This window comes from Candidatus Njordibacter sp. Uisw_039, from assembly GCF_047730075.1.
Lineage (GTDB): Bacteria > Pseudomonadota > Gammaproteobacteria > Pseudomonadales > Balneatricaceae > Njordibacter.
Map to the genome: position 1 here is coordinate 1,535,707 of NZ_CP159831.1, position 14,428 is coordinate 1,550,134.

The window sequence follows — 14,428 nt, forward strand, 5'->3', positions numbered from 1 at the left end:
AAATGAGGTGGAAGGAAAAGCCGACGGCGCCTTAAAACAATGTTAAAAGGCTTTATAAAAGGGGTCTAACAATTGTTGAAGGAATCAGTTAGTTTAATTACCCACTCTCTAGCTCTGTTTTTAGTTCCTGTAAAACTTGCAAACAGGAAAGGGACCTTATTTTTTTAAAATTCTGGCCCGCCCAATGACTTACAAATTCACCATTTGAAGTTGCCTCTGAAGTTTTTCTCAAGTTAGCTGTAAGAGAGTTCTGGGCAGGAAATGGAAGAGTCGGCTTATTTTCCATAACTTTTATAAAAGTATTATCTATTCCTCTAGCAGGCCTACCTGAAAAACCGTTAGTGATTTTTGTTCCTCTATCATGACTATTGAGCAAGTATTTCCTATGAATGGCGCTGGTTCCTGCCTCTGCACAACATAAAAAAGCAGTACCCATTTGAGCTGCGCTCGCGCCAAGTGCCATTACTCGCCTAATATCTGCCCCATTCATCAGCCCCCCTGCAGCAACTACAGGTAAGGAAGTTGTTCTCTTTAGTTGCACCAAAAGGTCATCAAGCTTGAGTTGATAATCATATTTTCCTATGTCGAATACACCCCTGTGTCCCCCCGCCTCAATACCTTGGGCTACAATAAAATCAGCTCCAGACCTAACAATTTCTAACGCTTCAGTCTCGTTGGTAGCTGTAATCCCCACTTTAATTCCTAGTGACTTCGCTTTTTCTATAATCGAAAAAGCAGGAATTCCCAGATGAAAAGTTACTATAGAAGGACGACTTTCCCATACGGGGCCTAATTGTTCATCTAGTAATGGAAAAAAGGGTGCGGCAGGTATTGTGAATTCAACTACCTCATCAAATGGCAACACAGTTAACGCCTCAAGACATGTTTGTTGAATCTTCATATTTGGAAGGTCAATGTCTTTAAAAACAAAAAAATTGGCGTTTATATGCCCAGATGTAAGTTTTTTTGTACTGAATAAAGATTTTTCTATATTTTCAGGTGTTGTGTAAGCAAACCCAAAGCTCCCTACTCCTCCATAGTTAGCCACTGTGCTTACAAGTTCAGGAGTGTTGACCCCACCAGCCATAGGTGCTTGTATAATTGGGGTTTTTAAATCACTAAATTCAAATGCTTTCATGTTTAAGATTATAGATATGTCTTATTGAGGAAACAAGTTTTCTAATGTCATGATGGCCATTCTTATAATGTGACAAATAACAGTTTGTAGTGGTTAAATCAGAGATTAAACCAATAATGTTCAAACCCTTATACCAGCGACTCAAGACACTTGCGCATACCGTTTAAAGTAATATTACCCAAGGCCATCTAAGGCCTCCACATTCAACACAGCGCACCCATGTGAGCAACTGTTAGCCTTTGTTGGTGATAGTTTCTAATACTGAGATAATATCGTCTCATAAGGTGCAAATAGGTTCATGTCACGACTAGATTTGGGTGATCTAATAACAACTAAACCCAGCTATCAACATCATTTTGAATAACATGAAACTCTTTAATCCCAGCAGCTAAGCAATAGTCCATAACATCATCAACCGTTGGGCCCGTCAACTTAGCACGATTGAAATAAGCCCGTAATTTACTTTCTTGGTCTTTGGTGACAGATTTAGAATTCGCAACCCAGTAAATAATATGAACAAGAGCGTCTTTATGCTTTTTTTCTAGTCTAAGTATGTTTGCTAGATCTTTACTAACGTTCGAGTCAAGCCCTATCATCTCGGTGATACTGATACTGATGCTCTGCTGATCTGTAAGCTGACTATAAAAGTGCTTTTGTTGCTGAATTAACTCCCAAGCCTCTACATTGTTCTTTTCGCGCATTGCTAACTTCGCTTCACGTCCTTTCTCTGCCGCTAACTGTAAATAGTCTACTTCTCCATCCACATCTTCAACAACAATCGGCTTACTATTGAGGTCTTCTTTCACGACCACAACAGCAAGAGCTTCATCCTGCTTATTGTTATGCTCATGCTGGTGATCGTCCTGTTTATCTGCCTTATATTTTTTAAACCTTGTCCACAACCAAATCAGCACCAGTAAAACAATCAATACATCTAAAAAGTCAGTCATAATAATTAAATTCCATAGCAAGCCATCCAAAAGTATTTACTTCCAGCATTCTAAGGCGAGGACTTTACTACATTTAAATAAAGTCATCCAGTGTCCAACATCAGCCGGTATTACAAAGTTGCTCAAGTTCTGTAATAGCCATGTGTATCAATGAGGGTTCGTACCACCACAGATTCAGTTCACATGCGCACCTCTTGCCGAATAAACATCTTTTGCTAACTAACCTCTAAATTGCTTACCTGAACTTAATTTAGCCTGAAAGCCATAGTGGAATAGATTAGAATCCAGCTGTATGATTGCATATTAACTATCGTGATCAGAGTTCTGGATTGATCTGTGCGGACCAAGACACTTGTTGGTTCATCGGCCCCGTAAAGACTACCATAGCGACCTTGATACTACTTTTAATGAGTTGACTAATTTAATGAAAAGAATTAACCACTTTGCCTGGGACGCTTCACTTCTGAGCGAAGTCGACTCTATCTGGATCAACGGTTTTGAAGATATGGAGACCATTGTCGATATGGCCACCCAATCACTACACCACTACGGATTTGCTTTTTTGCGCAACTTTTGCCTTGATGACAAGGAATCAACTGCAGCAAGGCTAACCATGCTGGGACAGAATCTAGGCACTATCGTGTCACAATCGTCACGCGGCGAGCACGTGGAAGATGTACGCGACTTTTCTGATGTAGAAACCGAAGATAAACGCGGTTATCGGTCTACTGGAGAACTGACACCACATTCTGACCCACCAACGCTAATTGCGCTACATTGCCTGCAACCTGCGATGACAGGTGGGGAAAGCTATCTGGTAAATGTTCGCAGCATCCACGATCATATTGCGACCACAGATCAAGCCCTTCTCGAAGAATTGTATAAGCCGTTTCCACATTGGCGTGTGGAGGGTTCACATGGTATTGCAGAGGCGGGTCCTTATGAAACCGAGCGACCGGTTTTTTGCGAAAACAACGGTCGCGTCAGCAGTGTATACTACCGACCATTTATAGAGCTAAGTGCACAAACCCAGCAAATAGAGTTGAGTGAAACACAGATCGCCGCACTCGATTTATTTGATCATTTTTCAAGGTCTGATGAATTAGCCTTGCGTACAACACTGCAAAAAGGCGAGACCATCATTGTCCACAACCGCTCCGTGCTGCACGCACGAACGGATTATCAGGACTGGCCTAACGCTCAAGATCGCCGCCATTTACTGCGCCTATGGATTGATGCCCCAGAACGATTTCCAGTACATCCACAACACGAACTTGGCGATCTGTTTGCTTAGTTAATGTGATTTAGCAGCTACCCAGAAACATCCTTACGCTTAGGGTTATGATTTCACACATGACTACCGTCAAGGGCTTTATAGAAGTTATCTACTGGTGTATCCACGAAAACGACGATATTTTGGTTATACACTCGGTAATGAGATTTCAGGATGGGGCACAGGAGTCTGTGATTGCGGTTAATATGTTAGAGAATGGACAAGTGATACTGGCTAAAAGTGACGCTTGACTAATGGCGTGATAAAAAAGAGACCAGCGGGATTATGGGGAACCCCGTGGTCAAAAGCGAGGCAGTAGTGACTTGACGTCGTCTACCACTGTCAACAAACTATCAGTAATCATTTGATCTAACAATACTACTTACATAGCTTTACGTTACTTACACAGGTATCAATTATGGTTATGATGTATGGGTTAAGTTTAAGACACCGGAATGTCTAAAATTTGCATGGAAAGTGGGTATACCGATTACTGAGGTGATACTTTTAATTATCTGCTATTTATGCCATCTTCGTGTGGTTTGATAAACCTTTTATATAAGTTGATATTAACTTATAGTTTGAGAATTAATAAATGAAAATCCAGTTATGAGTGGTCAACGAAGATTTCTAAAAGTATGGGCTAGGACAGTCGGGATGCCAATTGGACTTGATGACGAGGACAAGCCAGAGTTTTTGCCAATCGCTCAAAGAGATGTAACAAAAGCATTAGCTTTTAGAACGTTTTGGATTGTGTTACATGTCGTAACCTGTGTCCTTATTATTGCAGGCAATGGTAGAACATTAGGATGGTGGTAACCTACTAAACCATTAACAAGTGATCCACCATGTGAACATGGCATCTAGTGCAAGTCTATATTAATCAATCAAAAAGGAGGCCAACCATAGCTTCCTTTAAATAACAAAAAGTATTATTTTTGTTATTTAAATTTCATGAAAAATCCTGCAGAAAAAAGAAAATATAGGAACAAAGGTGGTCGTTCATTTGGTTTACACACCCATAAGTAGAATTGATGAAATGCTTATTTCATAAGGGTCTCAGGAGGTTTTTTAAGGAAAGGTAATGCCATTAGCTAATACATGATCAATTTCGTCTACGTCCGCAATTTCTCTATTCTTTTTAGCTTGATTTAGTTCAGTTTTTTACATTGCCCACGAGCGTTGTAGTGATTACTGTAGATTGGGAACTTCATCATGTAATTTATTTTATTGTTAAGCTTTGACATGATGGTAATAGTGCGAATGGTTCTATAATTTCCTCCCCCTTCAGCTGGGTAGGTGCCTATGTACTTTATCTCTCTAAAGTCTGAAGTAGGCGAGAGGCGCTGTAGGCATCCACATCAACTCACATTCTGTAGTGTCTAGGGCCCCTCTCCTCCAACATTATGTGATGCTAGAGCTACTCTTGGCTAGCATGTGTGTGCTGTGTACACTGTAAACTCATCTTGTATTGAAGACCACCAGTGAGGAATTGTTATGAGCCTGCATAAAGTACTTAAAAAAGCTCTTGAAGAAAACGATAGTGAGACGTTTCTGTCCGTATTTCACGAAGACTATGAGTTTGTTCGCCACCAATCTGGCACCACCATGAACAAGGCTCAATTCAGTGAAATGGTTTCAGGGATGCAAACTAACACTGGCTATGAAGAACTTATGCGCCGGTGTATCTATGAAAACGACGACATTTTGGTTGTACACTCAGTGATGAGGTTTAAGGATGGGTCACGGGAGTCTGTGATTGCGGTTAATATGCTTGAGAATGGACAGGTGATACGTACGGAAAGTGGCGCTTCGCTGATGAATTGATAGAAACATCCAGCACCAGATGTATACTGGCTAATAAGCACTATCGTTAACATAAGGAGTACGTTATGAGCATATTTAAAGGCATAAAGAAAGCTCATGAAGACCAAGATATGGAGGCGTTGATGTCTTTGCATCATTGTGATTGTGAGTTTATTAGCCATTCAACTGGCGCCAGCGTAAGAAAGGCTGAGTTCATGGAGAGGATGTCACGCTTTTGGTTAGACCCCAGCTTTGATGAACGTATGCAACGCTGTATTTACGAAAATGACGATATTATGGTGGAACACTCGGTGATGAGGTTTCCCGATGGGTCACGGGAGTCTTTGATGGCCGTTAACATGCTAGAGAATGGACAGGTGATACGGCGGGAAACTGGTGCTACGCCGATGAGGTGATAGAAAAGATTGACCTACGAGACTCTGGAGAACCTCGTGGTCAAAATAGTAGAGAATTTCAACACTACTGATAAGAGGCTATCAGCTAATGTCATTAGCTAACAATGGGGATACCCATAGGTCATAGCTTAACTTAGATAGGTATCAATGATGGTCATGATGTATCAACTTAACGCCTTAACCTAACCAGCCCAGAAGCAAGCCCTACAGCAGAGGCCACGCCATCAATCACGGGGACATTATGGATTTGCGATAACTGTTTAGCCAGATCTGCCATACCCGCACAGCCAAGCACTACAGCACCCGGTTGTTCTTCAAGCAAGGAACATGCCATTTCATTAGAGATTTTATCTCTGGCACTGCTACCATCAATTTCCAAGTCCAACACCTCAACTTCACTAGCCCTTACCTTAAGACAGGCAGACTCTAGCCCATAATCCCTAAGGTTTTCTTCAATCACGGGCACAGATATGGCAAGTGTGGTAACCACAGAAAACTTAGCACCCAGCAGCATTGCTGCATGAAAGGCAGCCTCCCCTATGCCAATGGTGGGCACACCACTCAGTCTGCGCGCCTCTGCAAGACCCGTATCATCAAAGCAAGCCAAAATGATGGCGTCAAAACCATCATCACGCCCTTTAACCACTTCTTCCAACATCCCCGGCAATGCCGAAAGCCCATCTTCTGGTCCTTGGATAGAGGCAGGACCAGTTTTAGGATTGCGGGCCACAATATCGACATCGGGGGCCGCCACTTGTCGAGCAGCTTCGCCAATCTTATCGGTCATAGATGATGTTGTATTTGGATTAATTAACAATATTCTAATATTTTTTTTGTTCACGAAACTTCTCCACCTAAATAGAGAGATTTAATACGATCATCCTCTAGTAAGTCCTTAGACAAACCACTAAGCGCCACGGAACCTGTGGCCATGGCATAAGCACGATGGGATATACGCAAAGCCATACGTGAATTTTGTTCTACCAGTAGCACCGATACTTTTTCATCACGGTTTATGTCAACAATTGATTGAGCTATGTTCTGCACCAATCTAGGTGCAATCCCTAATGATGGCTCATCCATTAAAAGTAGCCTAGGTTTTGCCATAAGTGCACGACCAATAACCAACATCTGCTGCTCACCGCCACTGAGTGTACCTGCACTTTGAGCGTACCTTTCTTTGAGCCTTGGGAAACGGCCCAGGACCATTTCAAGTGTCTGGGCAATACCGACCTTATCTTTACGACTAAATGCGCCCATCATTAAATTGTCTTTAATTGACATAAAGGGAAATACCCTTCGGCCTTCAGGTACCATGGCAATGCCCATCTCTACGATCTTATCTGGTTTTATGCCGTCAATGCGCTGACCTAAATACTCAATAGAACCCTCTCTAAGCCCCTGCAAACCTGTTATAGCTCGTAATATTGAGGACTTACCGGCACCATTGGCTCCAATTAAGGCCACAGTTTCGCCCTCATCTATGTTAATTGACACACCTTTGAGTGCGTAAACGTGGTCATAGTAGAGTTCAACATTTTCAAATTTTAATAATGCAGTCATTGTTAAAGCCCAATTGCATCGTCTTCGCTGCCTAAATAGGCTTCGATGACTTGTTCATTTTGCTGTATCTGTTGTGGCGTTCCCTCAGCAATTTTTTCGCCAAAATTAAGCACCACAATACGGTCTGAAATCTTCATTACAGCGGGCATGTCGTGTTCCACCAACAATACAGTCACACCACGGTCACGCACACCACTAACGAGTTCTACGGTACGCATGGTTTCATCATGATTCATGCCAGCAAAGGGTTCATCCAATAGCAGTATTTTAGGATCAGTGGCTAAACCAATGGCAATCCCCAGTGCGCGCAAATGCCCTTGGGGTAAATTACTAGCCAGTTCACCTGAAATTTCATCTAGATTAAGAAACTCGAGTATTTCATCGGCTGAGCGCCGAAATTCGACTTCATCTGCATGGGCTTTGCGTGACCCAACATAGAAACCTAAGAGGTTGGTTTTTGAGCGCAAATGATGGGCAATCACCACATTCTCACGCACGGTCATACTTTTAAAGATGGTGGTCTCTTGAAAGGTACGAACCACGCCTTTGCGGGCCACAATATGAGGTGCTAGGTTAGAAATACGTTCGCCTTTAAACAGCACTTCTCCAGACGTGGTGCGTAAAAATGATGAAATCATCTTAAAAAGTGTCGACTTCCCGGCCCCATTTGGGCCAATCACAGAGAGTATTTCTTTTTCTTGTACGCTGAATGAAATATCTTTATTAGCCGTCAATCCACCAAATTTTTTAGTGACATTGTTGACCTCCAGTAAGGCACTCATTTTTTCTCCTTGTTCAATTTGAACAAACGAAGGCTTAACAGACCATTAGGAACCGTTAGCATAAGAAGAATCAAAATAGACGAATAAATTAGCAATTGAAACTTACCCGTTTGAAACAGTAAGTCCCAGCCAAAATAAATGACGACTGTGCCTAGCATGGGGCCAAAAACATAGCCCAGCCCACCAACAAACACATTAAGCATAAAGTTAATAGAATCTGCCACCTGAAAGCTAGTGGGATAAATAGACTGCGAAATGGCTACAAAAATCGAGCCGCCAACACCCCCAAGAAACGATGAAATAGCATAAGCGGTAATACGTAAGGTGGTAATGTTAACGCCAATGGATGAGGCCAATTCTTCGTTTTGCTGCAGGGATCTACACAAGTGTCCCATGCGAGAATTAACCAAGCGATACATGCCCGCAAAGCAGATAACCATAAGCGTCGCCGCTAGGTAATAGAATGCCAGCTTCACATTTTCTAAGGTGGAAAAATCTGGAATAATGGTCAACCCAAAAATAGACAATTCACCTGGTAACGGTATTGATACAATACCCTTTGCACCGTTGGTTATGGGTAACGCCAATGCCGTCAACTTGGCAACCTCAGTCAACACAAGGGTAATCATGGCAAAATAGACGCCCTTTAAGCGCAATATTGGCAAACCAATCAGCACACTTAAAACAGCACAAAATAGGCCTGCTAACGGGATCGTTAGCCAGAAAGAAACCTCATACTGGGTAACCAATACTGCAGACAGATAACCACCAGCAAGGGCGTATGCACCTTGCCCAATATTAATGCGGCCAATATAAAATGTTAGCCAAACACCTGCACTAGCAATTGAAAGCAAAGCAACAGAAGTGAGGGTGTAGTAAAAGTCCCACCGACCTGACACCTCAATAAGCCAAGGCACGACCACAAAAACACTAATGAAAAAGATCACAACTGCTAAGAATCTTGATGTTAGTAACATTGCTCTAACCCCATGGTTTACCCATCAAACCTTGCGGCCGGATAGACAGAAAAATCATCAAAGAGACAAAAATTACCAGATAAGTCAGGTCACCATAAGCAACTAATACTGTCAGGCCAATGGATTCAAGCATACCCAAAATAAAGCCGCCCGCAATTGCTCCTGAAATGACGCCTGCCCCACCAATCATCACCATCATAAATGCCTTAATCGAAACCGGCCCACCAATGCCCGAGTTAACCCCAACAATAGACACTAGCAATCCACCCGCAACGCCTGCCAGCATTGCACCTAGGGCAAAGCCAACCATTGAATAGCGGTCAACATTAACCCCCATTAGTTGTGCCGCAATTCTGTCCTGAGCTAACGCCCGCATCGCCCGACCAGGCTTTGAATACTGCATGAAAAGTATAAATGCAACAATACTTGAGCCCGCTAGAGCAGCAATCAATATTCTGTCATAGGGCATGATGACAACAAAATCTAAGTTCATCACACCATCCAATATTTTGGGGACCCCACGCTGTTTTTCACCAAACAGTAATAGGATAATAGCGTCTAAAAAGAATGCGATCGCCGCAGCGAGTAACATCGTGCTTTCTTCCCGCACCGATTTTCGTATGACGGGTCTAAATAGAAATTTTTCAATCACCGCGCCAACCAAACCTAGGGTAACTCCCGAGGCAACGATCGCGACAAAGAATGGCAAGCCTAATTTGCCATAAATAATATAGGTGATAAAACCTCCCACAACGTACAACTGCCCGTGGGCAAAATTGAGTACATTCATGAGAGCGAAGACCAGGGTTAACCCTAGAGCAATTAACGCGTATTGCATCCCAAGATACAGCCCATTAACAAGAACCTGTTCCATAACAATATTTTCGCTAGACACCCAGGGCTGAGCCCTGGGATAGGATATTAATTCAATGGATCGAAGTTAATCTACTTCGGCAATGAATAAGGTTTCAAACTTGCCTTCATTGTAAACGTTAACAACGAGAGGTATTGATAACTGACGGCGTTGGCCAAAAGAAGACATGCCAACATACCTAAGCACTTGATCACCCTTGAGATATTGATTGGGTGCGCTGAAGGTATCCATGGTTTTCTTAAACTCATCAACATTGTTGATTGCAGCCGGATTGGCTTTGAGTGTCTCTACAATATATTCAAGAGCATAAACCTTGGTATTGGACTCATCATTATACTCCCCAAACATTTCTGTGTAACGAGCGATAAAGGCCTCCATATTTTTGGTGCGAATGGTAGGCGTTGAAGCACCACCTACAGAAATAAAGCCATTAGCAAGACTACCAGCGCCTTCTTGCAACACTTGTGCATCCTGACCTGTCTCTGTTGAGATCAAACCCTGAAAGCCCAATTCTCGTGCCGAGCGAATAATTTGCGGCGCATTGGCTGGGGCAACTCCTGACAACACCAAAAGATCAGGCTGAAGCTTCACTATGGGGATAATAACGGGCGCGAAGTCTGTTGTATCGACCTGATAAGTCACGGTTTTTGAAATCACTTTTAACCCAAGTGCTTCGGCAGCAGCAACACCACTTTCTCGCTGTGTCAAGGGATCAGATTCGTTAGCAGCAATAAATGCCACGGTATTAACGCCTCTGTTATCTTTTAAGAATTTGTATATTGCAGGCCCAGACTGATAGTTCGCCACCATACCCAGTACCGCGTTCGAGGCCGGCTTTTGATAAAGTGATTTTGGGAATGCATATGGAAAATAGATAATGCCATTTTGTTCAGCCACAGGACGAACAGCTGCCGCACCATCATCAACATTGGGGCCGACTACATAATGGATATTCTCTTGTGCCATTTTTTCCATGCCCGCAATAGCCCGTTTAGGGTCTTTTTGGTCATCAAATGAAACAATTTCAATGTCGTAGGTTGTGCTACCAATTTTGACACCACCGTTATCATTAATGATAGCAGCACCTGCTTCCATGGAACGCTGGTTGGAAATGCCCCACGACGCTGCAGGGCCGCTGGTCACGCCAACAAAACCAATTTTAAGCACCGTATTAGCCGCCAAGGTAGTAGGTGAATTGACACCTGTCAAAGCCAAGGCCGCTGTCATTAGCGAGGCCTTTAAGAACGTTATTCTTTTCATTATATGCTCCTGATATTTTCAAAATCCTTAAGCACCTAATGCGCCCAAGAGAGTCAAATGCAAATACTGATCAGCACCAACTTTAACTCACATTACAATCGTTAACAATTATTGTCAAATTGTTAATAATTATTACTGATAATAATTATTAACATGTATTTATAACAATATAAACGTCTGTCATGTATAATGGTGTTGGTTAAAGTAACAATGTGTTCATTTATGATCAAAGTATTTTCCTGCAAACTTGGGAGGCTAAATTGACTCAACCGACCGCTATGAGTGGTGATGCTTATACCTCGAGCCCTGAAGAGCAAATCGTTGTAGACAGTATTTATACGGCTATTATGGAACAGCGTATAGCGCCAAAAACCAAACTCAGCGAAGCAAAGCTATGCGAAGTTTTTGGTGTTGGGCGCATGCGAGTGAGGCGTGCGCTGTTATTGTTGGCGAGCCAAGGCATTGTTGACCTAGAATCTAATAGAGGCGCCTTCATTGCCTGTCCCAGCCCTAAAGAAGCCAACGATGTTTTTACATCACGCATGCTCATAGAACCACAACTAGTTCATGGACTCTGCATTGCAACCCAGAGCCCTGATGTTAGTGAGCTTGAAGAGCACATTGAGCTAGAGCACGCAGCCCGGACAGACTCAGATCGCTCTCACATTATTCGGCTCTCTGGTGAGTTTCATGTCAAGCTAGCAAGTATTAGTGAAAATTCGGTTCTCATTAGAATTATTCGTGAATTAGTCACAAGGACCTCACTGATCGTCGGTCTGTTTGGCGATAGTGGACATTCCAGTTGCCCCGATGGTGATCATGCAAGCATTCTAGCGGCTATTAAGAAGGGCGAACCAAGTGTGGCTGAAAAACTAGTATTTGAACACCTGCAACATATTCACTCGGGCTTAGACCTTTCTAGATCCAAACCCCAAAGACCTGATCTAGCTAAAGTATTTGGCATGGAGTAAGCCTGCAGATAGCCCTTTGTTCAATAGATAATCTCTAAACTTAGCGCCATCTGTAGAGGTGTTATTAAAAGAAGTTTGAAGCTTTTTCAGTGAATAGAAGCCAGTTGATTAACCCGTAAGGTCATCCAGTATTCATCTAGCTGAAAAGATAATACTGAAGCAGCTCTTAGAGCAATCTTACGTGTTCTAGTTTTCAAGCTGAAAGGAATTGAGTATGACTTGTAATGACTTCTTACATCCATAGGAACACGTCTCTGAAAGTAGTAAATACCGTTGCGAGTAATCAAATAGTCGCTTGAAATGTATGTAAGAATGAAGTGCACCTCACCAGTAAATTGGCCATGGAACACCATAGGTGAATCACGGTCAGTGAATGAAAGGCTTACAATTCAATACTTTAAGTGTGCACAATAAGTGCTGGAAGGTGACATCTACTATGTTAGCAATGTCTAAAATGGTGCGGACGGAGAGACTCGAACTCTCACACCTTGCGGCACTGGAACCTAAATCCAGCGTGTCTACCAATTTCACCACGTCCGCATAATTAACTCAGGTTTGGCCTGCGTTACTCGTACTGTTTTACTATTAATGTAATGGGGTGGACGATGGGGTTCGAACCCACGACCACCGGAATCACAATCCGGGGCTCTACCAACTGAGCTACGCCCACCACTACGGCACTACATTTACTATTTATCCGCTTTTACCTTTGCGGCGTTGGTACGCCCTGAAGGATTCGAACCTTCGACCCACGGCTTAGAAAGCCGTTGCTCTATCCAACTGAGCTAAGGGCGCATGTTACTGCGGTAAATAATGGTCGGGGTAGAGAGATTCGAACTCCCGACATCCTGCTCCCAAAGCAGGCGCGCTACCAGGCTGCGCTATACCCCGACATCCTCTACAACGCTACTGCCTAGTGGCTCATGCTGATGAAGAGGTGCGTATATTATAGCCGCTACCATGTTTCGTCAAGCATATTGTCTGGTTTTTTTCTCAATAAAACCAAACTGTTAAAATAAACTTCAATTCTAGACTTCACGCTTCCAGCCGGTGCCTTCTTTACTGTCTTCTAATACGACACCTGCATCTTTTAATTGATCACGGATTTGGTCGGACAAGGCAAAATTTCGGTCTATTTTGGCCTGATGACGCTGCGCAACTAATGCATCAATATCTGCATCAGCAAGATCGCCCTCACCCGCCTCACCTCTTAAGTAGGCATGAGGATCTAACTCCAACAAGCCTAAAATGTTACCCAATCCACGCATCTGGCTAGCTAACACTGCTGCTTGAGGGTCACCATCACGTTTAAGGCGATTTACCTCTCGAGCCATCTCAAACAACACCGAAATAGCTTCACGGGTATTAAAATCATCATCCATGGCAGCATTAAAACGATCTAAATAAGTGCCTTCAAGAGAGATATATGATAACTCTAGTTGATCCATCGCTGTATACAAGCGATCTAAGGCTCTTTGAGCTTCAACTAGGGCATCCTCTGCGTAATCGATCTGGCTACGATAATGGCTAGCTGTAAGCAAATAACGTACGATTTCTGCTGGAAATTTAGCCAACACCTCACGAATGGTAAAAAAGTTACCCAATGACTTGGACATTTTTTCTTTATTAACTCGAACTGCGCCAGCATGTAACCAATAGTTCACAAAGGTTTCACCATTAGCAGCTTCAGATTGAGCTATCTCGTTTTCATGGTGTGGGAAGGGTAAGTCTGGGCCACCACCATGAATATCAAAATGGTTACCTAAGCAACACTTAGTCATGGCGGAACATTCTATGTGCCAACCAGGGCGACCTTCTCCCCACGGTGAAGCCCAAGAGACTTCTCCAGCTTTTGCAGCTTTCCACAAGACAAAATCAAATGGGTTTTCTTTAACATCGTTGATATCAACCCGTGCACCAGCCCTCATATCCTCTAACTTGCGGTTGGTTAGTGCACCGTAGGTTTCAAATTTATCAACACGATAATAAACGTCACCATTGCTTGCAGCATAGGCGTAGTTTTTATCGATAAGTGTTTGTATCATGTCGACAATGGCTGGTATATGGGCCGTCGCTCGTGGTTCTTGGTTAGGTGGTAATACGTTAAGGGCAAGCTCATCTTCATGCATTGCGCCAATAAAGCGGTTAGTCAGCTGATCACAAGTCTCACCATTTTCTGCTGCACGTTTAATAATTTTGTCATCAACATCGGTAATATTACGCACGTATTCAACTTGGTACCCTGCATGCCTTAAGTAACGAGTAATCACGTCAAACGACACCATGACGCGAGCATGACCAATATGGCAGTAGTCATACACAGTCATACCGCAGACGTACAGGCGTATCTTACCTTCTTCAATAGGCGTAAACGGGACCTTGCTATTACTTAAGGTGTTGTGAAGCTGCAACATAATT

Annotated in this window: 15 protein-coding genes and 4 tRNA genes; 5 read left to right on the forward strand and 14 right to left on the reverse strand. The window is 43.0% G+C overall.

From position 1 onward, the window contains the following. Positions 1–97 precede the first annotated feature (97 nt). Both ABXT70_RS07285 and ABXT70_RS07290 read right to left on the reverse strand, forming a co-directional pair. A complete protein-coding gene (locus ABXT70_RS07285) occupies positions 98–1,138 on the reverse strand; it encodes an NAD(P)H-dependent flavin oxidoreductase (protein WP_443639831.1) in 1,041 nt (346 codons plus the stop codon). Between the two features lie 332 nt (positions 1,139–1,470). Next, a complete protein-coding gene (locus ABXT70_RS07290; RefSeq protein ID WP_443639832.1) occupies positions 1,471–2,088 on the reverse strand; it encodes a hypothetical protein in 618 nt (205 codons plus the stop codon). 523 nt (positions 2,089–2,611) lie between these two features. Between ABXT70_RS07290 and ABXT70_RS07295 the strand changes: the two genes are divergently transcribed. The 4 genes from ABXT70_RS07295 (at position 2,612) to ABXT70_RS07310 (ending at position 5,583) form a co-directional block, all read left to right on the forward strand. Then, complete coding sequence (locus ABXT70_RS07295) at positions 2,612–3,382, forward strand: TauD/TfdA family dioxygenase (RefSeq protein WP_443642499.1); 771 nt, start codon at positions 2,612–2,614, stop codon at positions 3,380–3,382. Between the two features lie 59 nt (positions 3,383–3,441). After that, positions 3,442–3,612: a hypothetical protein gene (locus ABXT70_RS07300; protein ID WP_443639833.1), complete on the forward strand. Its 171-nt coding sequence runs from the start codon at positions 3,442–3,444 to the stop codon at positions 3,610–3,612. A 1,246-nt stretch (positions 3,613–4,858) separates the two neighbouring features. Then, complete coding sequence (locus tag ABXT70_RS07305) at positions 4,859–5,188, forward strand: nuclear transport factor 2 family protein (RefSeq protein WP_443639834.1); 330 nt, start codon at positions 4,859–4,861, stop codon at positions 5,186–5,188. A 65-nt stretch (positions 5,189–5,253) separates the two neighbouring features. Further along, entirely contained in the window at positions 5,254–5,583 is a 330-nt protein-coding gene (locus ABXT70_RS07310; RefSeq protein WP_443639835.1) for a hypothetical protein, read from the forward strand. Positions 5,584–5,752: 169 nt separating this feature from the next. On the opposite strand, the gene ABXT70_RS07315 is transcribed toward ABXT70_RS07310, so the two are convergent. The 6 genes from ABXT70_RS07315 to ABXT70_RS07340 form a co-directional block, all read right to left on the reverse strand. Then, positions 5,753–6,424 carry an aspartate/glutamate racemase family protein gene (locus ABXT70_RS07315; RefSeq protein WP_443639836.1) on the reverse strand — a complete coding sequence of 224 codons (672 nt, stop codon included), beginning with the start codon at positions 6,422–6,424 and terminating at the stop codon, positions 5,753–5,755. Next, a complete protein-coding gene (locus ABXT70_RS07320) occupies positions 6,421–7,146 on the reverse strand; it encodes an ABC transporter ATP-binding protein (protein ID WP_443639837.1) in 726 nt (241 codons plus the stop codon). The genes ABXT70_RS07315 and ABXT70_RS07320 overlap by 4 nt, the downstream gene beginning before the upstream one ends. Before the next feature lie 2 nt (positions 7,147–7,148). Then, complete coding sequence (locus ABXT70_RS07325; protein ID WP_443639838.1) at positions 7,149–7,928, reverse strand: ABC transporter ATP-binding protein; 780 nt, start codon at positions 7,926–7,928, stop codon at positions 7,149–7,151. Beyond that, the gene (locus ABXT70_RS07330) at positions 7,925–8,905 is read right to left on the reverse strand and encodes a branched-chain amino acid ABC transporter permease (protein WP_443639839.1); all 981 of its coding nucleotides are present in this window, start codon (positions 8,903–8,905) and stop codon (positions 7,925–7,927) included. Before ABXT70_RS07330 ends, ABXT70_RS07325 begins: the two co-directional genes overlap by 4 nt. Before the next feature lie 4 nt (positions 8,906–8,909). Further along, a complete protein-coding gene (locus ABXT70_RS07335; protein WP_443639840.1) occupies positions 8,910–9,779 on the reverse strand; it encodes a branched-chain amino acid ABC transporter permease in 870 nt (289 codons plus the stop codon). Between the two features lie 66 nt (positions 9,780–9,845). Further along, a complete protein-coding gene (locus ABXT70_RS07340) occupies positions 9,846–11,039 on the reverse strand; it encodes an ABC transporter substrate-binding protein (RefSeq protein ID WP_443639841.1) in 1,194 nt (397 codons plus the stop codon). Positions 11,040–11,299: 260 nt separating this feature from the next. Here ABXT70_RS07340 and ABXT70_RS07345 point away from each other — a divergent pair, with 260 nt between their 5' ends. After that, a complete protein-coding gene (locus tag ABXT70_RS07345) occupies positions 11,300–12,010 on the forward strand; it encodes a GntR family transcriptional regulator (protein WP_443639842.1) in 711 nt (236 codons plus the stop codon). Positions 12,011–12,096: 86 nt separating this feature from the next. Here ABXT70_RS07345 and ABXT70_RS07350 read toward each other — a convergent pair whose 3' ends face one another. The 6 genes from ABXT70_RS07350 to cysS form a co-directional block, all read right to left on the reverse strand. After that, entirely contained in the window at positions 12,097–12,363 is a 267-nt protein-coding gene (locus tag ABXT70_RS07350; RefSeq protein ID WP_443639843.1) for a DUF6538 domain-containing protein, read from the reverse strand. A 102-nt stretch (positions 12,364–12,465) separates the two neighbouring features. Further along, a tRNA-Leu gene (locus tag ABXT70_RS07355) sits at positions 12,466–12,550 on the reverse strand. Positions 12,551–12,604: 54 nt separating this feature from the next. Continuing rightward, positions 12,605–12,680 (reverse strand) — tRNA-His (locus tag ABXT70_RS07360). A 48-nt stretch (positions 12,681–12,728) separates the two neighbouring features. Beyond that, a tRNA-Arg gene (locus tag ABXT70_RS07365) sits at positions 12,729–12,805 on the reverse strand. 19 nt (positions 12,806–12,824) lie between these two features. Next, positions 12,825–12,901 (reverse strand) — tRNA-Pro (locus ABXT70_RS07370). A gap of 137 nt (positions 12,902–13,038) precedes the next feature. After that, complete coding sequence (gene cysS / locus ABXT70_RS07375) at positions 13,039–14,424, reverse strand: cysteine--tRNA ligase (RefSeq protein ID WP_443639844.1); 1,386 nt, start codon at positions 14,422–14,424, stop codon at positions 13,039–13,041. Between the last annotated feature and the right edge of the window lie 4 nt (positions 14,425–14,428).

Bases quoted from the DNA above. Each gene is read 5' to 3' on its own strand.
- ABXT70_RS07290 (WP_443639832.1), bottom strand. From the start codon at position 2,088: ATGACTGACTTTTTAGATGTATTGATTGTTTTACTGGTGCTGATTTGG.
- ABXT70_RS07295 (WP_443642499.1), top strand. From the start codon at position 2,612: ATGGCCACCCAATCACTACACCACTACGGATTTGCTTTTTTGCGCAAC.
- cysS (WP_443639844.1), bottom strand. From the start codon at position 14,424: ATGTTGCAGCTTCACAACACCTTAAGTAATAGCAAGGTCCCGTTTACG.
- ABXT70_RS07320 (WP_443639837.1), bottom strand. From the start codon at position 7,146: ATGACTGCATTATTAAAATTTGAAAATGTTGAACTCTACTATGACCAC.
- ABXT70_RS07310 (WP_443639835.1), top strand. From the start codon at position 5,254: ATGAGCATATTTAAAGGCATAAAGAAAGCTCATGAAGACCAAGATATG.
- ABXT70_RS07305 (WP_443639834.1), top strand. From the start codon at position 4,859: ATGAGCCTGCATAAAGTACTTAAAAAAGCTCTTGAAGAAAACGATAGT.
- ABXT70_RS07300 (WP_443639833.1), top strand. From the start codon at position 3,442: ATGACTACCGTCAAGGGCTTTATAGAAGTTATCTACTGGTGTATCCAC.
- ABXT70_RS07325 (WP_443639838.1), bottom strand. From the start codon at position 7,928: ATGAGTGCCTTACTGGAGGTCAACAATGTCACTAAAAAATTTGGTGGA.
- ABXT70_RS07335 (WP_443639840.1), bottom strand. From the start codon at position 9,779: ATGGAACAGGTTCTTGTTAATGGGCTGTATCTTGGGATGCAATACGCG.
- ABXT70_RS07330 (WP_443639839.1), bottom strand. From the start codon at position 8,905: ATGTTACTAACATCAAGATTCTTAGCAGTTGTGATCTTTTTCATTAGT.
- ABXT70_RS07340 (WP_443639841.1), bottom strand. From the start codon at position 11,039: ATGAAAAGAATAACGTTCTTAAAGGCCTCGCTAATGACAGCGGCCTTG.
- ABXT70_RS07350 (WP_443639843.1), bottom strand. From the start codon at position 12,363: ATGGTGTTCCATGGCCAATTTACTGGTGAGGTGCACTTCATTCTTACA.
- ABXT70_RS07285 (WP_443639831.1), bottom strand. From the start codon at position 1,138: ATGAAAGCATTTGAATTTAGTGATTTAAAAACCCCAATTATACAAGCA.